The sequence below is a fragment of the Streptomyces sp. Tek67B01 genome (assembly GCF_055231995.1).
In genome coordinates, this window is the sequence record NZ_JBUYUY010000001.1 from 3,048,107 (window position 1) to 3,068,939 (window position 20,833).

General features: G+C 67.1%; 27 protein-coding genes. 2 read left to right on the top strand and 25 right to left on the bottom strand.

Translation table 11 applies throughout. The features are described 5' to 3' along the window. Window positions 1–174: 174 nt before the first annotated feature. From map to ACV7NM_RS13650, 25 genes are all read right to left on the bottom strand, one after another. The gene (map, locus tag ACV7NM_RS13530) at window positions 175–1,011 is read right to left on the bottom strand and encodes a type I methionyl aminopeptidase (RefSeq protein ID WP_463410533.1); all 837 of its coding nucleotides are present in this window, start codon (window positions 1,009–1,011) and stop codon (window positions 175–177) included. 91 nt (window positions 1,012–1,102) lie between these two features. Next, the gene (locus tag ACV7NM_RS13535; RefSeq protein ID WP_463410534.1) at window positions 1,103–1,750 is read right to left on the bottom strand and encodes an adenylate kinase; all 648 of its coding nucleotides are present in this window, start codon (window positions 1,748–1,750) and stop codon (window positions 1,103–1,105) included. Further along, window positions 1,750–3,063: a preprotein translocase subunit SecY gene (gene secY, locus ACV7NM_RS13540; protein ID WP_463410535.1), complete on the bottom strand. Its 1,314-nt coding sequence runs from the start codon at window positions 3,061–3,063 to the stop codon at window positions 1,750–1,752. The genes ACV7NM_RS13535 and secY overlap by 1 nt, the downstream gene beginning before the upstream one ends. A gap of 184 nt (window positions 3,064–3,247) precedes the next feature. Next, window positions 3,248–3,703 carry a 50S ribosomal protein L15 gene (rplO, locus tag ACV7NM_RS13545; RefSeq protein WP_463410536.1) on the bottom strand — a complete coding sequence of 152 codons (456 nt, stop codon included), beginning with the start codon at window positions 3,701–3,703 and terminating at the stop codon, window positions 3,248–3,250. Between the two features lie 2 nt (window positions 3,704–3,705). Next, entirely contained in the window at window positions 3,706–3,888 is a 183-nt protein-coding gene (rpmD, locus tag ACV7NM_RS13550) for a 50S ribosomal protein L30 (protein ID WP_053682614.1), read from the bottom strand. After that, the gene (gene rpsE, locus ACV7NM_RS13555) at window positions 3,888–4,490 is read right to left on the bottom strand and encodes a 30S ribosomal protein S5 (protein ID WP_136213231.1); all 603 of its coding nucleotides are present in this window, start codon (window positions 4,488–4,490) and stop codon (window positions 3,888–3,890) included. Before rpsE ends, rpmD begins: the two co-directional genes overlap by 1 nt. Before the next feature lie 45 nt (window positions 4,491–4,535). Beyond that, a complete protein-coding gene (rplR, locus tag ACV7NM_RS13560; protein ID WP_030026334.1) occupies window positions 4,536–4,919 on the bottom strand; it encodes a 50S ribosomal protein L18 in 384 nt (127 codons plus the stop codon). Window positions 4,920–4,921: 2 nt separating this feature from the next. Next, window positions 4,922–5,461 (bottom strand): 50S ribosomal protein L6, encoded by a 540-nt coding sequence (gene rplF / locus ACV7NM_RS13565; RefSeq protein ID WP_053682616.1) that lies wholly within the window; start codon window positions 5,459–5,461, stop codon window positions 4,922–4,924. 20 nt (window positions 5,462–5,481) lie between these two features. After that, window positions 5,482–5,880, bottom strand: coding sequence for a 30S ribosomal protein S8 (gene rpsH, locus ACV7NM_RS13570; protein WP_007265911.1), 399 nt, complete (start codon window positions 5,878–5,880; stop codon window positions 5,482–5,484). A 222-nt stretch (window positions 5,881–6,102) separates the two neighbouring features. Then, window positions 6,103–6,288, bottom strand: a complete 186-nt coding sequence (locus ACV7NM_RS13575; protein WP_003956452.1) for a type Z 30S ribosomal protein S14 — start codon at window positions 6,286–6,288, stop codon at window positions 6,103–6,105. Window positions 6,289–6,293: 5 nt separating this feature from the next. Beyond that, complete coding sequence (gene rplE / locus ACV7NM_RS13580; protein ID WP_030388859.1) at window positions 6,294–6,845, bottom strand: 50S ribosomal protein L5; 552 nt, start codon at window positions 6,843–6,845, stop codon at window positions 6,294–6,296. Beyond that, a complete protein-coding gene (rplX, locus tag ACV7NM_RS13585; protein WP_463410537.1) occupies window positions 6,845–7,168 on the bottom strand; it encodes a 50S ribosomal protein L24 in 324 nt (107 codons plus the stop codon). Before rplX ends, rplE begins: the two co-directional genes overlap by 1 nt. A gap of 2 nt (window positions 7,169–7,170) precedes the next feature. Further along, on the bottom strand, window positions 7,171–7,539 hold the full coding sequence (gene rplN, locus ACV7NM_RS13590) for a 50S ribosomal protein L14 (protein WP_003956455.1): 369 nt from the start codon (window positions 7,537–7,539) through the stop codon (window positions 7,171–7,173). A 131-nt stretch (window positions 7,540–7,670) separates the two neighbouring features. Continuing rightward, on the bottom strand, window positions 7,671–7,952 hold the full coding sequence (gene rpsQ, locus ACV7NM_RS13595; protein WP_352214014.1) for a 30S ribosomal protein S17: 282 nt from the start codon (window positions 7,950–7,952) through the stop codon (window positions 7,671–7,673). Continuing rightward, the gene (rpmC, locus tag ACV7NM_RS13600; RefSeq protein WP_008739703.1) at window positions 7,952–8,176 is read right to left on the bottom strand and encodes a 50S ribosomal protein L29; all 225 of its coding nucleotides are present in this window, start codon (window positions 8,174–8,176) and stop codon (window positions 7,952–7,954) included. The genes rpsQ and rpmC overlap by 1 nt, the downstream gene beginning before the upstream one ends. Beyond that, a complete protein-coding gene (gene rplP / locus ACV7NM_RS13605; protein ID WP_030026326.1) occupies window positions 8,176–8,595 on the bottom strand; it encodes a 50S ribosomal protein L16 in 420 nt (139 codons plus the stop codon). The genes rpmC and rplP overlap by 1 nt, the downstream gene beginning before the upstream one ends. 5 nt (window positions 8,596–8,600) lie before the next feature. Further along, window positions 8,601–9,443, bottom strand: a complete 843-nt coding sequence (gene rpsC / locus ACV7NM_RS13610; protein ID WP_356811231.1) for a 30S ribosomal protein S3 — start codon at window positions 9,441–9,443, stop codon at window positions 8,601–8,603. Further along, window positions 9,443–9,790 (bottom strand): 50S ribosomal protein L22, encoded by a 348-nt coding sequence (rplV, locus tag ACV7NM_RS13615; protein ID WP_037792011.1) that lies wholly within the window; start codon window positions 9,788–9,790, stop codon window positions 9,443–9,445. The genes rpsC and rplV overlap by 1 nt, the downstream gene beginning before the upstream one ends. Window positions 9,791–9,833: 43 nt before the next feature. Further along, the gene (rpsS, locus tag ACV7NM_RS13620; protein ID WP_008739713.1) at window positions 9,834–10,115 is read right to left on the bottom strand and encodes a 30S ribosomal protein S19; all 282 of its coding nucleotides are present in this window, start codon (window positions 10,113–10,115) and stop codon (window positions 9,834–9,836) included. Window positions 10,116–10,127: 12 nt separating this feature from the next. Then, window positions 10,128–10,964: a 50S ribosomal protein L2 gene (rplB, locus tag ACV7NM_RS13625; protein WP_008739715.1), complete on the bottom strand. Its 837-nt coding sequence runs from the start codon at window positions 10,962–10,964 to the stop codon at window positions 10,128–10,130. Window positions 10,965–11,003: 39 nt separating this feature from the next. Then, window positions 11,004–11,327, bottom strand: coding sequence for a 50S ribosomal protein L23 (gene rplW / locus ACV7NM_RS13630; RefSeq protein ID WP_037792012.1), 324 nt, complete (start codon window positions 11,325–11,327; stop codon window positions 11,004–11,006). Further along, complete coding sequence (rplD, locus tag ACV7NM_RS13635) at window positions 11,327–11,977, bottom strand: 50S ribosomal protein L4 (RefSeq protein WP_031152736.1); 651 nt, start codon at window positions 11,975–11,977, stop codon at window positions 11,327–11,329. The genes rplW and rplD overlap by 1 nt, the downstream gene beginning before the upstream one ends. Before the next feature lie 5 nt (window positions 11,978–11,982). Then, the gene (gene rplC / locus ACV7NM_RS13640; RefSeq protein ID WP_007265899.1) at window positions 11,983–12,627 is read right to left on the bottom strand and encodes a 50S ribosomal protein L3; all 645 of its coding nucleotides are present in this window, start codon (window positions 12,625–12,627) and stop codon (window positions 11,983–11,985) included. A 14-nt stretch (window positions 12,628–12,641) separates the two neighbouring features. Beyond that, the gene (rpsJ, locus tag ACV7NM_RS13645; RefSeq protein WP_003948644.1) at window positions 12,642–12,950 is read right to left on the bottom strand and encodes a 30S ribosomal protein S10; all 309 of its coding nucleotides are present in this window, start codon (window positions 12,948–12,950) and stop codon (window positions 12,642–12,644) included. A 461-nt stretch (window positions 12,951–13,411) separates the two neighbouring features. After that, window positions 13,412–14,611: a hypothetical protein gene (locus tag ACV7NM_RS13650; RefSeq protein ID WP_463410538.1), complete on the bottom strand. Its 1,200-nt coding sequence runs from the start codon at window positions 14,609–14,611 to the stop codon at window positions 13,412–13,414. Between the two features lie 148 nt (window positions 14,612–14,759). Between ACV7NM_RS13650 and ACV7NM_RS13655 the strand changes: the two genes are divergently transcribed. After that, entirely contained in the window at window positions 14,760–15,392 is a 633-nt protein-coding gene (locus ACV7NM_RS13655) for a hypothetical protein (protein WP_463410539.1), read from the top strand. Then, window positions 15,392–20,392 carry a putative T7SS-secreted protein gene (locus tag ACV7NM_RS13660; RefSeq protein WP_463410540.1) on the top strand — a complete coding sequence of 1,667 codons (5,001 nt, stop codon included), beginning with the start codon at window positions 15,392–15,394 and terminating at the stop codon, window positions 20,390–20,392. Before ACV7NM_RS13655 ends, ACV7NM_RS13660 begins: the two co-directional genes overlap by 1 nt. The last annotated feature ends 441 nt before the right edge of the window (window positions 20,393–20,833 follow it).

The window sequence follows — 20,833 nt, forward strand, 5'->3', positions numbered from 1 at the left end:
CGCCCTTCGAATCGGCTACCTTGATCAGCTCCAGCGCTCCACATGAAGACATGCGGATGCAAAGGAGCCGACGAGTCAGTCTACGTCAGGGCCCCCAGAAAGACGAATCCGGGAAGTTTGCCCCACACACTAGATCACCAATCCTGGGCGCCTCGCCCGGACCGGTGGTACGCGCTATCCGAGCGGGTCGGGGGCCGTGGTGACCCCGTACTCCGCCAGCTTCGCCTTGCCGCAGTCCGGGCTGGTCAAGACGATCGGGCCCGCCTCGGTCAGGGCGATGGAGTGCTCCCAGTGCGAGGACCAGGTGCCGTCCGTGGTGATGACCGTCCAGTCGTCCGCAAGGACCTCCGTCTGGGCGGTGCCCAGCGAGACCATCGGCTCGATCGCCAGGCACACGCCCGGGACCAGCTTGATCCCCTTGCCCCGCTTGCGCGAGACGTAGTTCAGCAGGTGGGGGTCCATGTGCATCTCGGAACCGATGCCGTGGCCGCCGTAGTCCTCGATGATCCCGTACTTTCCGGTGGCGGGCCGCGGCTGGCGGCGGATGTAGCCCTCGATCGCCTTGGAGATGTCCACCAGGCGGTTGCCGAGCTTCATCGCGGCGATGCCCGCCCACATCGACTCCTCGGTCACCCGGGAGAGCTCGATGAGCTCCGGCGCGTGACCGGTGCCCACGAACGCCGTGTAGGCCGCGTCGCCGTGCCAGCCGTCCACGATCGCGCCCGCGTCGATCGAGATGATGTCCCCGTCCTTGAGGACCGTCTTGTCGTCCGGGATGCCGTGGACGACGACCTCGTTCACGGACGTGCAGATCGTCGCGGGGAAGCCGCCGTAACCGAGGAAGTTCGACTTGGCTCCGGCGTCCGCGATGACCTTGCGGGCCACCATGTCCAGGTCCCGGGTCGTGGCGCCCGGCACGGCCGCCTCACGGGTCGCCGCGTGGATCGCGGCGACTACCAGCCCCGCCTCGCGCATCTTCGCGATCTGCTCGGGCGTCTTGAGCTGCACCATGGAACGGCCTTCCACCTTCAGAAATCGGACTTCTCAACAGTACGGCCGCGGTGTCCCTCGGACACCGCGGCCGTACCTGCACAACGGGGGGCTACTTCTTCAGGGCATCCATCGCGCGTCGCGTGACGTCCGCGACCTCACCGAGGGCGGGGATGGTCGACACGAGGCCCTGGGCCTTGTAGTAGTCGATGATCGGCTCGGTCTCGGCGTGGTAGACCGCCAGCCGGTTGCGGACCGTGTCCTCGGAGTCGTCCCCGCGCTGGTACAGCTCCCCGCCGCACCGGTCGCAGACGCCCTCGGCCTTGGGCGGCGCGTAGGTGACGTGGAAGACGTGCGCGGAGTCGTTGCGGCAGGTCCGGCGGCCGGCGATGCGCTTGACGACCTCGTCCTCCTCGACCTCCAGGTCGAGGACGGCGTCGAGGCCCAGCCCGGCGGCCTTGAGGATCTCGTCGAGCGCCTCGGCCTGCGAGAGGTTGCGCGGGAACCCGTCGAGCAGGAAGCCGTTCGCGGCGTCGGGCTGCTCCATCCGGTCCTTGGCCATCCCGATGGTGACGGAGTCCGGGACGAGCTCACCGGCGTCCATGTACGACTTCGCGCTCTTGCCGAGCTCGGTGCCCTGGCTGATGTTGGCGCGGAACAGGTCGCCCGTGGAGATGTGCGGGATCGACAGGTTCTTGGCGAGGAACGCGGCCTGTGTTCCCTTGCCGGCGCCGGGGGGCCCGACGAGGACGATACGCATCAGCGGAGGAACCCTTCGTAATTACGCTGCTGGAGCTGGCTCTCGATCTGCTTCACGGTTTCCAGACCCACACCCACGATGATGAGGATGCTCGTCCCGCCGAACGGGAAGTTCTGGTTCGCTCCGAAGCCCGCCAACGCCATTGTCGGCACGAGAGCGATCAGACCCAGGTACAGCGACCCCGGCCAGGTGATCCGGTTGAGTACGTAGCTCAGGTACTCGGCGGTAGGCCGGCCGGCGCGGATGCCCGGGATGAACCCACCATACTTCTTCATGTTGTCTGCAACTTCCTCGGGGTTGAACGAGATCGCCACGTAGAAGAACGCGAAGAAGACGATCAGGAGGAAGTAGGACGCGATGTAGTAAGGGTGGTCGCCCTTGACGAAGTGCTTCTGGATCCAGGTCGCCCAGCTCGCCGTCGAGCCGCTGAACTGCACGACCAACGCGGGGATGTACAGCAGCGACGAGGCGAAGATGACCGGGATGACACCGGCCTGGTTGACCTTGAGCGGGATGTAGGTCGAGGTCCCGCCGTACGCGCGGCGGCCGATCATGCGCTTCGCGTACTGGACCGGAATCCTGCGCTGCGCCTGCTCGACGAAGACCACCAGGGCCACCATCGCGAGACCGACGAGGATCACCACGCCGAACTCGACCCATCCATCAGCGATCTTGCCCTGGAGCTTGATCTGCCACATGGCGCCGATGAAGCCGGCCGCGATCGAGATGAACATCAGGATCGACATGCCGTTGCCGATGCCGCGGTCGGTGATGAGCTCGCCGAGCCACATCACGACACAGGTGCCGGCGGTCATGGTGAGCACCATCGTGATCATGGTGAAGATCGAGCGGTCCGCGACGATCTCGGTACGGAGCTGGCAGGAACCGAACAGCGCACCCGTCTTGGCGGTGGCCACCAGACCCGTGCCCTGGAGGATCGCGAGCGCGACCGTCAGGTAACGCGTGTACTGGGTGATCTTCGCCGTGCCGGACTGACCCTCTTTTTTGAGGTTCTCCAGCTTCGGGATGACCACGGTCAGCAGCTGCAGGATGATGCTCGCCGTGATGTACGGCATGATTCCGAGCGCGAAGATCGTGATCTGCAGCAGTGCGCCACCGCTGAACATGTTGACGAGGCCGAACAGGCTGTTGCCGGTCCCTGCCTGGTCCACACAGAACTGAACGTTCTTGTAGTTCACGCCGGGGACCGGGATGTGGGACCCGAGGCGGAACAGCACGATGATGGCGAGCGTGAAGAGCAGCTTCTTGCGCAGGTCGGGCGTCTTGAACGCCCGGGCGAACGCGGTGAGCACGGTGCCTCCTGCGACCCCCGCGCTACTGCGTCAGAGGTGACGGTCTGAGGGATCGACGAATACGTACAAGCAAAGGTGCAGCCACCTTACCGGCGACTGCGCCCCCCGTGGAACGACCAACCGGGGATGCCCCATATGTGAGGCACCCCCGGTCGGGTTTCAGCTATTTGTCACTTTTTTCGTCTTAGACGAGTTCGGTGACGGTGCCGCCGGCAGCGGCAATCTTCTCCTTGGCGGAGGCGGAGACGGCGTCAACCGCAACCGTCAGCGCCACGGAGATCTCGCCCTGGCCCAGGACCTTGACGAGGCTGTTCTTGCGAACCGCGCCCTTGGCGACCAGGTCGGCCACCGTGACTTCTCCACCCTCGGGGTAGAGAGCGCCGAGCTTGTCCAGGTTGACAACCTGGAACTCGGTGCGGAACGGGTTCTTGAAGCCCTTGAGCTTCGGCAGACGCATGTGGAGGGGCATCTGCCCACCCTCGAAGCGCTGCGGGATCTGGTAACGGGCCTTCTGGCCCTTCGTACCACGACCGGCCGTCTTACCCTTCGACGCCTCACCACGACCGACACGGGTCTTCGCGGTCTTGGCGCCGGGGGCGGGACGGAGGTTGTGGGCCTTCAGCGGGCTGTTCTCAGCCATGATTAGTCAACCTCCTCAACCGTCACGAGGTGGCGGACGGTCTGCACCATTCCGCGGAACTCGGGGCGGTCCTCCTTGACGACCACGTCGTTCAGGCGCTTGAGCCCGAGCGAACGCAGAGTGTCGCGGTGGTTCTGCTTGCTGCCGATGTACGACTTCGTCTGCGTGATCTTGAGGCGGGCCATCAGACACCCGCCCCAGCACGCGCACGAAGCAGGGCCGCGGGGGCGACGTCCTCGAGGGGCAGACCACGGCGAGCCGCGATCTCCTCGGGACGCTGCAGACCCTGGAGGGCCGCCACGGTCGCGTGCACGATGTTGATCGCGTTCGAAGAGCCGAGCGACTTCGACAGGATGTCGTGTACGCCGGCGCACTCCAGCACGGCACGCACCGGACCACCGGCGATAACGCCGGTACCCGGGGAAGCCGGCTTGAGCATGACGACGCCCGCGGCCTTCTCGCCCTGGATCGGGTGAGGGATGGTGCCCTGGATGCGCGGAACCTTGAAGAAGTTCTTCTTGGCTTCCTCGACACCCTTGGCGATGGCCGCGGGAACTTCCTTGGCCTTGCCGTAACCGACACCTACGGTGCCGTCACCGTCGCCCACCACGACCAGCGCGGTGAAGCTGAAGCGGCGACCACCCTTGACAACCTTGGCGACGCGGTTGATCGCGACAACGCGCTCAACGTAAGCGGTCTTCTCGGCGGCAGGGCCACCGTCGCGACCCTTCCGGTCCCGCCGCTCGCCGCCACCGGCACCGCTTCCGCGGCGCTGGGGTCCAGCCATTGGATTACCTCTCTCTGTTACGTCCGTGAGTCCCGGAACCGGGGCTTAGAACTTCAGCCCGGCTTCGCGGGCGGCGTCAGCCAGAGCGGCAATGCGCCCGGCGTATCGGTTGCCACCGCGGTCGAACACGACGGTCTCGACACCCGCGGCCTTGGCACGCTCGGCGACGAGCGCGCCGACAGCCTGGGCCTGGGCGCTCTTGTCGCCTTCGCCACCGCGGATCGAAGCGTCCAGGGTCGACGCCGACGCCAGGGTGTGACCCTGGAGGTCGTCGATGACCTGAGCAACGATGTTGCGGTTGGAACGCGTCACGACGAGGCGCGGACGCTCCGCCGTACCCGAGACGTTCTTGCGGATGCGGATGTGGCGGCGAGCCTTGGCAGCGCGCTTGTACGCGTCGCCCTTGGCGATCTTCACACCGTATGCCATGGCTACTTACCAGCCTTTCCGACCTTGCGGCGGATGACTTCGCCGGCGTACTTGACACCCTTGGCCTTGTACGGGTCGGGCTTCCGCAGCTTGCGGATGTTGGCGGCGACCTCGCCGACCTTCTGCTTGTCGATGCCCTCGACCGTGAACTTGGTGGGCGACTCGACCTTGAAGGAGATGCCCTCGGGCGCCTCGATCAGGATCGGGTGGCTGTAGCCAAGCTGGAACTCCAGGTCGGAGCCCTTCGCGGCGACGCGGTAACCAACACCGCTGATCTCGAGAGCCTTGACGTATCCCGTGGTCACACCGGTGATCATGTTCGCCACCAGCGTGCGGGACAGGCCGTGCAGGGCCTTGTTCTGACGCTCGTCGTTGGGGCGGATGACGTTCAGAACGCCGTCCTCACCCTTGGCGACGGCGATGGGCGCAGCGACGGTGTGCGAGAGGGAACCCTTGGGGCCCTTCACCGCGACCGTGCGGCCATCGATGGTGACGTCCACACCGGCGGGAACCTGGATGGGGAGCTTGCCGATTCGCGACATTGCTTTTCCTCCGTTCCCGACTACCAGACGTAGGCGAGGACTTCCCCACCTACGCCCTTCTTGCCTGCCTGCTGGCCGGTGAGGAGGCCGTGGGACGTGGAGATGATCGCCACGCCCAGGCCGCCGAGCACCTTCGGCAGGTTGGTGGACTTCGCGTACACGCGCAGACCGGGCTTCGAGATCCGCTTGATGCCCGCGATGGAGCGCTCACGGTTCGGCCCGAACTTCAGCTCGAGGACGAGGTTCTTGCCGACCTCGGCGTCCTCGACCTTCCAGCCGGTGATGAAACCCTCTTGCTTGAGGATCTCTGCGATGTGCGACTTGATCTTGCTGTGCGGCATCACGACGGTGTCGTGGTACGCCGAGTTAGCGTTACGCAGACGCGTGAGCATGTCTGCGATCGGGTCAGTCATGGTCATGAAGTGGCCTTCGGCCTCTCTCGCCGGGGTTTCCTGTATGCGCCATCCCTCTCCCCACTCAGTGGCGGGACGGGTGCGGTGCGGGGACCTACGGCGTAGTAAGTCGTTATGGGCGGCGGACGCCCAACCACACAAGCCTAAGGCATGCGCGGCCGGGCATCCGCCGACCAGATGCTTACCGAGAGTGCCTGGAACTTCCCAAGTCCTTGCGGACCTGCGGAGTTACCAGGAGCTCTTGGTCACGCCCGGCAGCTCGCCACGGTGAGCCATCTCACGAAGGCACACGCGGCACAGGCCGAACTTGCGGTACACGGAGTGGGGGCGACCGCAGCGCTGGCAGCGGGTGTACGCACGCACACCGAACTTGGGCTTGCGGGCAGCCTTCGCGATGAGAGCCTTCTTCGCCATCTCGCTTACGCCTCCTTGAAGGGGAAGCCGAGGTGACGAAGGAGGGCACGGCCCTCATCGTCGTTGGTCGCCGTGGTGACCACGGTGATGTCCATACCCCGGGTACGGTCGATCTTGTCCTGGTCGATCTCGTGGAACATGACCTGCTCCGTGAGACCGAAGGTGTAGTTGCCACGGCCGTCGAACTGCTTCGGCGACAGACCACGGAAGTCACGGATACGCGGCAGCGCGAGCGACAGCGTACGGTCCAGGAACTCCCACATGCGGTCACCGCGGAGGGTGACGTGGCAGCCGATCGGCTGACCCTCACGCAGCTTGAACTGCGCGATGGACTTGCGGGCCTTCGTGACGGCCGGCTTCTGACCGGTGATCGTCGTCAGGTCCTTGATGGCGCCGTCGATCAGCTTGGAGTCGCGGGCGGCGTCGCCCACACCCATGTTGACCACGATCTTCACGAGGCCGGGGATCTGCATGACGTTCTCGTAGGAGAACTCCTCACGCAGCTTGCCCGCGATGTCCTCGCGGTACTTCGTCTTGAGACGCGGAGTGGTAGCCATCAGATGTCCTCACCCGTCCGCTTGGCAACGCGGATCTTGTTGCCCTCGTCGTCGAAGCGGTATCCGACGCGGGTGACGACCTTCTGGCCGTCCTTCTCCACAACCAGCTGAACGTTGCTGACGTGGATCGGCGCCTCGGTGATCACGATGCCACCGGTCTGCGAACCACCAGCGGTCTGACCGGCCTTGGTGTGCTTCTTGACCCGGTTGACACCCTCGACGAGGACGCGGTTCTCAGCGGGGATGGCCGTGATGACCTTGCCCTGCTTGCCCTTGTCCTTACCGGTGATGACCTGAACCAGGTCGCCCTTCTTGATCTTCATGCTTACAGCACCTCCGGCGCGAGCGAGATGATCTTCATGAACTTCTTCTCGCGCAGCTCACGGCCCACGGGGCCGAAGATACGGGTGCCGCGAGGGTCGCCGTCGTTCTTGAGAATGACAGCGGCGTTCTCGTCGAAGCGGATGTACGAGCCGTCCTGGCGGCGGCGCTCCTTGACGGTGCGAACGATGACCGCCTTGACGACGTCACCCTTCTTCACGTTGCCACCGGGGATCGCGTCCTTGACGGTGGCGACGATGACGTCACCGATGCCCGCGTAGCGGCGACCGGAGCCACCGAGAACACGGATGCAAAGGATTTCCTTGGCACCAGTGTTGTCGGCGACACGCAGTCGCGACTCCTGCTGGATCACGTCTATCTCCTGATTGTCTGCCGGTTCCCGGCGAGGGGTCCGTTACCGGAGCCCCTCACCGAGCCTGGCGGAACTGACCTGAGGGAAACCCCCCAGGCTATGTCTGGCGGAACTCGCTCGCGCGAGATTCCTTACTTGGCCTTCTCGAGGATCTCGACGATGCGCCAGCGCTTGCTCGCCGACAGCGGACGCGTCTCCATGATGAGGACGCGGTCGCCGACGCCGGCAGCGTTCTGCTCGTCGTGAGCCTTGAGCTTGTTCGTACGGCGGATGACCTTGCCGTACAGCGCGTGCTTCACACGGTCCTCGACAGCGACGACGACGGTCTTGTCCATCTTGTCGCTGACGACGAGACCCTCACGGGTCTTGCGGAAACCGCGCTCGGTCGTCTCAGTCACGTTCTTCTCGCTCATCAGGCGCTCTCCACCGTCTCGATACCGAGCTCACGCTCGTGCATCAGGGTGTAGATGCGAGCGATGTCCTTACGGACGGACTTGAGCCGGCCGTTGTTCTCCAGCTGACCCGTGGCAGCCTGGAAGCGCAGCTTGAACAGCTCTTCCTTCGCCTCGCGCAGCTTGCCAACGAGCTCCTCGTTACCGAGCTCACGCAGCTCGGACGCCTTGGTTCCCGTCGCCATCACGACTCACCTGCCTCGCGCCGAACAATCCGGCACTTCATCGGAAGCTTGTGAGCAGCGCGGGTGAGCGCCTCACGAGCAATCTTCTCGTTCGGGTAGGACAGCTCGAACATGACCCGGCCCGGGTGCACGTTCGCGATCCACCACTCGGGAGAACCCTTACCGGAACCCATGCGGGTCTCGGCGGGCTTCTTCGTCAGCGGACGGTCCGGGTAGATGTTGATCCAGACCTTGCCACCACGCTTGATGTGGCGGGTCATCGCGATACGAGCCGCCTCGATCTGGCGGTTCGTCACGTACGCCGGGGTCAGCGCCTGGATGCCGTACTCGCCGAACGAGACCTCAGTACCGCCCTTGGCCATACCGCGGCGCTTCGGGTGGTGCTGCTTGCGGTGCTTGACCCTACGAGGGATCAGCATGTCGGTCAGGCCTCCGTTCCGGTGCTCTCGGCCGGAGCGGCGGCGGGAGCGTCGGCCTTGGGGGCCTCGGCACCAGCAGCCTGCTGCGGCTTGCGGCCACCACGGCCGCCGCGCTCGCCACCACGGCCACCACGGCCGGCGGGACGGTCGCCAGCGCCACCCGCGCCACGGGCCGGGCGGTTACCCGCACGGGCCGCGGCGTTCTCGGCGCGAACCTCGGCGATGTTCTTGACGTCGCCCTTGTAGATCCAGACCTTCACACCGATACGGCCGAAGGTGGTCTTGGCCTCGAAGAAGCCGTAGTCCACGTTCGCGCGCAGCGTGTGCAGCGGCACACGACCCTCGCGGTAGAACTCGGAGCGGGACATCTCGGCGCCGCCGAGACGGCCGCCACACTGGATCTTGATGCCCTTGGCGCCGGCCTTCATCGTGCCCTGCATGCTCTTACGCATGGCGCGACGGAAGGAGACGCGGGAGGAGAGCTGCTCGGCAACGGCCTGGGCAACCAGCTGAGCGTCGAGCTCGGGGTTCTTGACCTCGAGGATGTTCAGCTGGACCTGCTTGCCCGTGAGCTTCTCGAGGTCACCGCGGATGCGGTCGGCCTCGGCGCCACGGCGGCCGATGACGATGCCCGGACGAGCGGTGTGGATGTCCACACGCACGCGGTCACGGGTGCGCTCGATCTCAACCTTCGAGATGCCGGCGCGCTCCATGCCGGACGTCATCATCCGACGGATGGCGACGTCTTCCTTGACGTAGTCCTTGTACAGCTTGTCGGCGTACCAACGCGACTTGAAGTCGGTGGTGATGCCGAGCCGGAACCCGTGCGGGTTTACCTTCTGGCCCATTACCGGGAACCTTCCTTGCTGCTGACGACCACGGTGATGTGGCTGGTCCGCTTGCGGATCCGGTAGGCACGGCCCTGGGCACGCGGACGGAACCGCTTCAGGGTCGGACCCTCGTCCACGAACGCCTCGCTGATGACCAGCGTGGAGGCGTCCGGGTGGTTGTAGTTGTGTGCGGCGTTGGCAATGGCGCTGTCCAGCACCTTGCCGACCGGCACGCTCGCGGCCTGCGGGGCGAAACGCAGGACCGCCTGAGCCTCCGTGGCATCCATGCCACGGATAAGGTCCACCACTCGGCGGGCCTTCATGGGCGTGACGCGGATGTACCGCGCCTGGGCCCTGGCTTCCATGGTTGTCCCTTCGGTGTAAGTCATAGTCGTAACCACCCCGCCTTTAGCGGCGCTTCGACTTCCGGTCGTCCTTGACGTGGCCGCGGAAGGTGCGAGTCGGCGAGAACTCGCCGAGCTTGTGGCCGACCATCGACTCGGTGACGAACACCGGGACGTGGGTCTTGCCGTTGTGCACCGCGATGGTGTGACCCAGCATGCTGGGGATGATCATCGAGCGACGGGACCAGGTCTTGATGACGTTCTTGGTGCCGGCTTCGTTCTGGACGTCCACCTTCTTTACGAGGTGGTCGTCGACGAAGGGCCCCTTCTTGAGACTGCGCGGCATCTAAACCCGCTCCTAGCGCTTCTTGTTCGTCTTGCGGCGGCGGACGATGTACTTGCTCGAAGCCTTCTTCGGCGAGCGAGTACGACCCTCCTTCTGACCCCACGGGGAGACCGGGTGGCGACCACCACTGGTCTTGCCCTCACCACCACCGTGCGGGTGGTCAACCGGGTTCATCGCGACACCGCGGACGGACGGGCGAACGCCCTTCCAGCGCATGCGGCCGGCCTTGCCCCAGTTGATGTTCGACTGCTCGGCGTTGCCGACCTCGCCGACCGTGGCGCGGCAGCGCGCGTCGACGAGACGGATCTCGCCGGACGGCATGCGGAGGTGGGCCATGGTGCCCTCCTTCGCCAGCAGCTGCACGGACGCACCAGCGGAGCGGGCGAACTTGGCGCCGCCACCGGGACGGAGCTCGATCGCGTGGATCGTGGTACCGACCGGGATGTTGCGGAGCGCCAGGTTGTTGCCGGGCTTGATGTCGGCCGTGGGGCCGTTCTCAATCCGGTCGCCCTGCTTCAGGGCCTTCGGCGCGATGATGTAGCGCTTCTCGCCGTCGGCGTAGTGCAGCAGCGCGATGCGCGCGGTGCGGTTGGGGTCGTACTCGATGTGCGCGACCTTGGCCGGCACGCCGTCCTTGTCGTGACGACGGAAGTCGATCACGCGGTAGGCGCGCTTGTGGCCGCCACCCTGGTGGCGAACAGTGATCCGACCGGTGTTGTTACGGCCGCCCTTGCTGTGCAGCGGGCGAACCAGCGACTTCTCCGGCGTGGACCGCGTGATCTCGACAAAGTCGGCGACGCTGGAGCCACGACGGCCCGGGGTCGTCGGCTTGTACTTGCGGATACCCATTTCTCAGTCCTCGTCCGATTCCGGACGACTAGACCTCCGTTAGGAGGCCTGGCCGCCGAAGATGTCGATTCGGTCGCCCTCAGCGAGGGTCACGATGGCGCGCTTGGTGTTGGCGCGCTTGCCGAAACCGGTCTTGGTGCGCTTGCGCTTACCCTGACGGTTGATCGTGTTGACCCCGGTGACCTTGACCGAGAAGACCGCCTCGACGGCCTGCTTGATCTGGGTCTTGTTGGCGCCGGGCGCGACGATGAACGTGTACTTGTTCTCGTCCAGCAGCGCGTAGCTCTTCTCCGAGACAACCGGCTTGATCAGCAGGTCGCGCGGGTCAGTGAAGGTCTTGCTGGTAACGGTCGCCTCAGACATCAGGCGTCGCTCCCTTCGGTCTCATCGGCCTTGGGGCCAGACACGAAGGACTCGAGCGCGGCCTGAGTGAAGACCACGTCGTCAGAGACGATCACGTCGTACGTGTTCAGCTGGCCCGGCTCCAGGATGTGAACCTGGGGCAGGTTGCGGGCGGACAGCCACGCGGCCTCGTCGGCGCGCTCGACGACCAGGAGCAGGTTCTTGCGCTCCGAGATCTTGCCGAACAGCGTCTTGGCGGCCTTCGTGGAGGCGGCACCCTCGACCACGCCGGTGACGACGTGGATGCGGGAGTGACGCGCGCGGTCCGAGAGGGCACCGCGGAGGGCGGCGACCTTCATCTTCTTCGGGGTCCGCTGCGAGTAGTCACGCGGCTGCGGGCCGTGGACGACGCCACCGCCGGCGAACTGCGGAGCGCGGGTGGAACCCTGACGCGCGCGGCCGGTGCCCTTCTGGCGGTACGGCTTGCGGCCACCACCACGGACTTCGCCACGGGTCTTGGTCTTGTGCGTGCCCTGACGGGCAGCGGCCAGCTGTGCGACGACGACCTGGTGGATCAGCGGAACGCTGGTCTTCGCGTCGAAGATCTCCGCGGGGAGCTCGACGGTACCGGCCTTGTCGCCTGCCGGCGAAAGGATGTCAATGGTGCTCATTAACCTCAAGCCCCCTTGGCCGCGGTACGGACCAGGACGAGGCCGCCGTTCGGACCGGGGACTGCGCCCTTGATGAGGAGCAGACCCTTCTCCGCGTCTACCGCGTGGATGGTCAGGTTCTGGGTGGTGACGCGCTCGTTGCCCATACGACCAGCCATGCGCATGCCCTTGAAGACACGCCCAGGGGTGGCGCAGCCACCGATCGAACCGGGGGAGCGGTGCTTGCGCTGCACACCGTGACCGGCGCCGAGGCCCCGGAAGTTGTGCCGCTTCATGACACCGGCGAAGCCCTTGCCCTTGCTGTTGCCCGTGACGTCGACCTTGACGCCGGACTCGAACACCTCGGCAGTGATCTCCTGGCCGAGCGTGTACTCGCTGGCGTCGGAGGTGCGGAGCTCCACCAGGTGGCGGCGCGGGGTCACGTCGGCCTTGGCGAAGTGGCCCTTGAGGGGCTTGTTCACCTTGCGCGGGTCGATCTCGCCGAAGGCGATCTGGACCGACTCGTAGCCGTCGATGTCGTTCGTACGGACCTGGGTAACGACGCAGGGTCCGGCCTTGACCACGGTCACCGGGACGACACGGTTGTTCTCGTCCCAGACCTGGGTCATGCCGAGCTTCTCGCCCAGGACGCCCTTGATCTGCTTTGCCATCTTCTCGACGCCTCTCAGAGCTTGATCTCGATGTCAACGCCGGCCGGAAGGTCCAGGCGCATCAGCGAGTCAACGGTCTTGGGAGTCGGGTCGAGGATGTCGATCAGGCGCTTGTGCGTGCGCATCTCGAAGTGCTCGCGCGAGTCCTTGTACTTGTGCGGCGACTTGATGACGCAGTACACGTTCTTCTCAGTGGGCAGCGGCACCGGGCCCGCGACCGACGCACCAGTGCGCGTCACCGTCTCGACGATCTTCTTCGCCGAGGAATCGATGACCTCGTGGTCGTAGGCCTTGAGCCGGATGCGGATCTTCTGTCCCGCCATGGCTACTCCGTAGTCCTGTCTGTTGTGGAAACGCTCTGGCTCCCGGGCGGCTGTGGATCCCTCCACCGCTTCCCTCCGACCCACGCGGTCGGGCGTGTCGCACTCCCTCTACAGAAAAATTCCCATACGGAAATTCCCTCGTCCAAGGGGGTGCGGTCCCAAGACCGCGCTTCGGGGGAGAAACACCCACCGGGTGCCTGGTGGGCCCCGTGCTGACACTTCCCAGAAGATTCCCGTACGTCCGCCACCATTGCTGCCCCGAGGGACAGATAGAGACGACGAGTACTGTGGGACTCGCTTCCGGTCCTCCCGGCGGGAGGCGCGCAGCATCGGCACTCAACCGAGCAACTTGAGTAGTCTGCCATACGAGGCACGTACCTGGCCAATCGGGCGCAGAACAATACCCCGCCGCGCGGACACGTCAAACCTGCCGCGCGACGGGGGCCCTTGCGGGGACCGGGTCAGGAGCGGGAGACCGTCCCGCATCCCTCTTGCCGGCCTGTGTCGATGCTCTTGCTCCGGTCGTACGGATCGACCGGCGCGCCCGAGGGCGCCGGCCCACTGTCGGCCGGGTCCGAGAAGAAGGACGGGTGCACGTACCCGTCGTACCGGTCGCAGGCGCTGTTGGCGAGGTCCTGCCGGTACGACGTGAGCCGCACGGTACCGGGTGTCACCCGCCACTTGGCCGGGTCGGCGACCGTGAGGGTGAGCTCGCGCCGCACGATGGTCCGCGCCACGTCCTCCGAGTTCCCGCCCACCTTCACGAAGGGGTAGACGAAGGAGTAGTCCGCCTTCACGTCGGCCTGCCCGGGCTTCTTCCCCGGCTCCACCCACATCCGCCCCCGCACCTTGACCACGTCGCCGACGGGCTTCAATTCGGCCGGGTCGTACCGGGTGAACAGGTTCAGCGGGTCCCGCTCGCGCGTGGGCTGCGCCAAGGAGGCGTCCAGCTCCTGACGCAGCTCCTCGTCCTGCGGGTCCAGCAGCTTCAGCGCCGCCTCGGGCCGCTCACCGCGCAGGACCACGGGGTCCAGATTGGTGGCCACCAGGAACTGCTTCGCCTTCGCCAGCGCGTCCGCGACCCGGTCCTGGGCCACCCCGCCGACCGCCGTCGCCTGCGGGACCTCGATCGCGGCGGCGCCATCGGCCCACTGGAGCGCCGGCGAGCCCCGGAAGGGTTCCTTGAGGGTCGGCCGGTCCGGGTACTGCTGTGAGGGCGCGGCCGTCGGTCGTGCGGTCTCGCCGGGCAGCGGCCCGGCGCTCCGGGTGTTCTTCCTGGCCTCCGCCTTGCCCGTGAGCCGGTCGATGACCAGCTCCGGCCGGACGGCGATCAGCGCGAGGGCCGCGATGGCCACGATCGCCGCGGTCGCCTTGAGCCGCCGCTTGCCCTTCCCACGACCTTCCATCTCCTGCCAGGCGGGCCCGGTCCGCCACCCGGCGGGCTCGGCGGCCTGCCGGGCCTTGCGAGCCTTGCGCCCCTTCCAACCCTGCTCCCGTGCGGCCCGCTCGGCGTCCTCCCGCCGCAGCCGCTCGGTCACCATCCGCGCCCGCGCCGACGGCTCCACCGGGGCCTGTCCCACCCCGCCCTCGGCGTCCCGCACGAACCGCGCCCACTCCTCGTCGGAGACACCGGACCCACCGGCGCCGTCGTTGCTCCCCATAGCCCCACCTTGATATGTCCACACCATGCGTTGGGGAGCCTCCCACACCCCTCCGACCAGCCACTTTCCACCCCTGTCCAAAACCCCCCACCCCTGCCCCGGCACGAGCAAACTCGCCGTAACCTGCGCGGAACCATGGGGGTGGATCTTGAACAACGACAGTGGCAAAGACCTGGAGATGGACCCGGTCGCCGTCAAAAGCCTCACCGAGGGCCTGCGCGCGGCGATCGGCGAACTGCGCGAGTTCGCCCCGGACGCCGGCGCGACGGTGGGCGCGGGGCTGGAGAAGCTCACGCTGACGGGCATGGAGGCCGGCCACCCGGACGTCACCGCCGTCTTCCAGGACCTGTGCACGCGCTGGGACTGGGGAGTGCGCGCCCTCGTCGAGGAGGTCAGCGGCCTGACGGCCGCGCTGCACATCTCGGCGGGGATGATCTGGGAAGAGGACGAGTACCGCAGGGGCACGTTCAAGGTCGCGGCCAACTCCGTGATCGGCAATCCGCACGCCGACGAGGACACGGTCGAGAAGACCTCGTGGGACGAGATCAAGGCACCGTTCCGCGAGGAGACCCCCGAAGAGGCCCAGAAGGCGCGCGACGAGTTCCAGCAGCAGTGGGAACAGGCCAAGCGGGACGCGGTGACCAAGGGCTACGGCGCCCAACTGCTGGACGGGGCGGCCGATCTCGGTCAGCTGGACCCGGCCGCCCTCGCCCTCGTACGGGAACGGGCGCAACAGGGGGAGCACCATGAGCACGACGCCCCGCAGCAGGGTGAGCGCTGATGGGGCGCGACCTGCAGGGCTGGCTGCACGCCGGTACGAAGGCCGTCGGCGACGGCGTCGAATGGGTGGGTGACAAGGCGGGGGCCGGGCTCGACAAGGTAGGACTCCACGAGGCCGCCGATGTCGTACGCGACGGCGCCGACAAGGTCGCCAACCGGCTCGGCGCGGAGGTCGAAGAAGCCGAGCTGGGCCACACCGACGACCCGAAGAAGCTCATCCACGGCAGCCCGTCCAAGCTCCGGGCGACCGCCTCACACCTGGCGGACTTCCAGGCAGCCTTCGACAAGACGGGCGAGGGCCTCAAAGGGCTCGACGAGGACGGCATAAAAGGTGCGGCCGCCGAGGGCTTCCGGGTGCTCGCGCAGAAACAGCCGCCGAAGTGGTTCAAGGCCTCGGACGCCTTCGAGACGGCGGCAGGCGCCCTGAACCGGTTCGCGGACACGGTGGAGTGGGCGCAGGGTCGCGCCAAGGAGGCGTTGGACGAGTACGCGACCGCCGTCAAGGCGTCGCAGGCGGCCCACGACGCCTACAACAAGCGGGTCGACACCTACAACGCGGCGATTCACACCAAGCAGGACCCGCTGCCGCCCCGCCCCACGGGCTTCACCGACCCCGGTGCGGACGGCATCAAGGCGGCGCGGGAGAAGCTGGCCGAAGCCCGCCACCAGCGCGACGAGGCGGCACGAACGGCGGTCCAGGCGCTGACGAAGGCGCGGGACGCCGCCCCGCCGCTGCCGTCCGTGGCCAAGCAGCTGGTCTACGAAGGGGTCATCCGCGGACTGGGGTTGGAGCACCAGGGCGGGGGCTTCATCAAGGGGCTGGCGGGCACGGTCGATTTCTTCCGTGCGGTCGACCCCCTGGATCCGTACAACCGCATGCATCCGACCGAGTACAAGATGCGGCTCAGCGGCTTGGGCGTCGGCATGCTGACGATGGCGAACGACCCCGTCGGGGCCGCTTCCCTGATGTACGAGCAGTTCTTGAAGGACCCCGACGAAGCCGTCGGCAAGATCTATGGCGAGGCCGCCGGGTCGAAGGGGGCGAGCGCCGTCACCGGCACGCTCCGCAAGGCCTCCTTCCTGAGCCGGCTGGCGAACGGCAAACTGCCCGCGCCGCCCAAGCTCCCGGAGGGCCCGGCGGCCGGACACACGCCCTCGACCCGTGAGGCGCTCAACGGCAACGAAGGGCCCGGCGCCCGCGAGAAGAGGAACGTCCCCTGTGAGGGCGATCCGGTCGACGTGGCGACCGGCCGGATGCTCCTGCCGCAGACGGACCTCGTCCTTCCGGGCTCGTTCCCGCTCGTCTTCACCCGGACCTTCGAGTCCTCGTACCGCTCGGGCCGGTGGTTCGGCCCCACCTGGGCATCGACGGTCGACCAGCGCCTGGAGATCGACGCCGAGGGCGTCATCCTCGTCTGCGAGGACGGAAGCCTGCTGGCCTACCCGCACCCGGAGCAGGCCGGTCCTCCCGTCTTGCCCTCCCACGGCCGGCGTTGGCCGATGACGCTCAACCCCGACGGCGGCTATACGGTCACCGATCCCGAATCGGGGCACGTACGTCATTTCGCGGAGGACGGCGTCCTCACCCAGCTGGACGACCGCAACGACGCCTGGATCGCGTACACGTACGACGACACGACGGGCGCCCCGCTGTCGGTCTCCCACAGCGGCGGCCACGAGCTGCGCCTGACCTCCTCGGACGGTCGAATAACCGGCCTGGCCCTGGCGGACGGGACCGAAGTCCTGCGCTACGGCTACACGGACGGCCACCTCACCGAGGTCACCAACTCCTGCGGCGTCCCCCTGCGCTTCGGGTACGACGCACTCGGCCGGATCACCTCCTGGACCGACACCAACGACCGGCGCTTCGACTACGTCTACGACGAGCGGCACCGCTGCATCGCCCAGTCCGGTACGAAGGGCCACCTGAACATCCGGTTCTCGTACGAGGACGGCATCACGACCCTCACGGACTCCCTGGGCCACCGCAAGAGGTACGTGACTGACGACCGGGCGCAGGTCGTCGCCGAGATCGACCCGGCCGGGGCGACCACACGTTTCGCGTACGACCGCTACGGCCGCATGCTCTCCCGTACGGATGCGCTGGGCCACACGACCCGCCTGACGTATGACGAGGCCGGCCACCTGACGTCGGTGACCCGCCCGGACGGCAAGGTCTCGCGGGCGCGGTACAACGCCCTGGGCCTGCCGGTGACGCTCGTGTCGGCGGACGGTACGACGACGACCCACACGTACGACGCCCAGGGCAACCGCACCTCGACCACCGACCCCTCCGGCGCCACCACGCACTTCGCCTACGACACGCGCGGCCACCTGTCCTCGGTGACGGACACCTTGGGGCACACCACGACGTTCCGTTTCGACCCGGCGGGCCTGCTCGTCTCGGCCACGGACCCCCTCGGCGCGACTACGACCTACACCCGTGACGCCTTCGGCCGCCCGGTCACCGTCACCGACCCCCTGGGCCGCACGACCCACCACGCCTGGAGCACCGAGGGCCGGCTACTCCGACGCGTGCACCCGGACGGCACGTCGGAATCCTGGACGTATGACGGCGAGGGCAACTGCCTGACGCACACGGACGCCGCGGGCGGGGTGACAGTCAACGAGTACGGGGACTTCGACCTCCTCACCGCCCGCACCGGCCCGGACGGCGCACGCCACACGTTCGGCCACGACACGGAACTGCGCTTGACGGAGGTCAGCAACCCCCAAGGTCTGAAATGGAGTTACTCCTACTCGCCCACCGGTGACCTCGCCTCCGAGACGGACTTCGACGGTCGCACCCTCACCTACGAGTACGACTCGGCCGGCGCCCTCACGACCCGCACCAACGCCCTCGGCGCACGCGTCACCTACGCCCGTAACGAGCTCGGTCAGATCACCCGCAAGACGACGGCGTCAGGTTCGACGGTTTACGGCTATGACAGCTCCGACCGCCTGACCTCGTTGGTCTCGCCGGAGTCCTCGATCGCCTGGCTCCGCGACGGGAGGGGCCGGGTCCTGGCGGAGACGGTCGACGGCCGCACGGTCAGGTACGCCTACGACACCCTGGGCCGCCTTACGACCCGCACCACCCCCACGGGAGCGGAGTCCCACTGGACGTACGACGCCGCGGGCCACCGCACTGCCCTGACCACATCCGGTCGTACGATCACCTTCGAGCGCGACGCCGTCGGGCGGGAACTCAGCCGCACGCTGGGACCTGCCCTCTCCCTCACCCACGAGTACGACCCCCTCGGCCGCCGCACCGCCCAATCGGTCATCGGCCGGGACGGGCGCACCCTCCAGCGCCGGGGCTACGCCTACCGCGCGGACGGCTGTCTCACCGGGATCGACGACTCCCTGACCGGCTCCCGCACCTTCACCCTCGACGCGGCCGCCCGCGTGACGGCAGTGGACGCCGGGTCATGGTCGGAGCGGTACGCCTACGACGAGGCGGGCAACCAGACCCGCGCCACCTGGCCGGAGCGCCACCCGGGCGCCGACGCGCAGGGCGGTCGCTCGTACACGGGCACCCGCATCAACCGCGCGGGGGCGGTCCGCTACGAGCACGACGCCCTCGGCCGGATGACCCTGCGCCGCAAGACCCGACTCTCCCGCAAACCGGAGATCTGGCGCTACGAGTGGAACGCCGAGGACCAACTGCCGGCGGTCACCACCCCTGACGGCACCCGTTGGAGGTACACGTACGACCCCCTGGGTCGCCGTACGGCAAAACAACGCCTGTCGCCGGCGGGAACGGTCGCGGAGCAGATCATCTTCACCTGGGACGGCGCCACCCTCTGCGAACAGTCCACCGGCCCGATCACCCTCACCTGGACCCACCAGGGCCTGCACCCGCTGACCCAGTCCGAGAACGTCGATGACGACACGGTCGACGACCGCTTCTTCGCCATCGTCACCGACCTCGTCGGCACCCCGACCGAACTCCTCACCGAAGACGGCGCCACGGCCTGGCGCACCCGCCCCACCCTCTGGGGCACCACCGCCTGGAACCGCGACGCGACGGCCTACACCCCGCTCCGCTTCCCCGGCCAGTACTACGACCCCGAGTCGGGCCTCCACCACAACGTCTTCCGCACTTACGACCCCGAAACGGCCCGCTACCTCACCCCTGACCCCCTGGGCCTCGCAGGCGGTCCGAATCCGTGCTGGTACGGGCCCAACCCCTTGGAGTGGGTCGATCCCCTCGGCCTGGCCCTCTGCAGGGCAAAGCCCAGGCTGGAAGACGGGAACCCCAAAGAGGGCTGGCAGCATATCGACGAACGCCACATCTCGGGCAATCACGCATCAGGCCACGGAGACCTCATGCCTCCGTCCACAACGAGGCAGCAGGTGGAAGAAGCCGCCGCAAAAATGATCGAGAAAGGGAATCGCGTATCCGATCCAGCCCGTCGCATGCAGGTATTCGAGAAACGAATGAGCGTAAATGGAATGAGTGCTCGCTATCGCCTGCTCGTGGATTCACGACGGCAATCGCATCATCACCTTCTTCCCCGTAGGAAAGAGTTACATCCCATGATCGTGCAATTTACCGTTCGGCCGGGGCAGGGCAAGTCGAGCGGATTCGACCTCGGAGACATGCTGTGGACCGGCGAACTGGGCGAAGCCCGCTCCGCGGGTCGGTCGCCCGACCAGGGAATGATGATCCACGTTTCGGTCACCCAGCTCCTCGATTGCCTCGGCGAGCTCCTGAAAGGCCGGACGCAGAGCGTATCGTTCACGGGCGCCGACACCTCCTTCCACCTGACGTTCACGAAGACCAAGAAGGGAATCAGCGTTACCGGCCCATCAGGCCCCGTTTCGCTCCTCACGCCGGTCGAGCTTGCAGAGACGGTGCTTTCAGCGGCGGAAGAACTGGCACGGAAGCATCTCCACACCCTGCCCTCCGACGGCGTGGCAGATGACTACCAGGCCGCCCTCAATGGCTTCCGAAAAGCACACGTAAACGAGAATGAACGGAACCAACGGCGGTGATCGGTCAAAGCAAGCTCAACCGCACACTGGAGGAGCTCGACGGCCAACGCTCGGGTGGGCCTCCCGCCGATGCCACCGGCCTGGCGAAAGCGGTGCACATTCTGCGGCGCCGCGCCGTCGCCAGCCCGGCTGCCCGGCGGGCAAGTGATCACCCGGACCGTGTCCTACAACCGCCCCGGGTGCGTGGAGAGTGACCCGAACCCCGGCCCGAACTCCAGCCCGAATCCCGGCCCCACCGCCCGCCGCGGAATCCGCTCCCCCGACCACCCTGGTCGCCGGCGCCCCGGCGCACCCCGCCCCCCAGGCGCCCCCCGTCCCGAACCCCGCCGCCACCCCACAGGCCGCCGCCACCCCGTCCCTGCCCGGCCGGTGAACCCCGACAACCCCTGGCGGCGTGAGGCCGCCGTCACCGTCCTGGCCGACCTGCGCCGCCTCGACCCC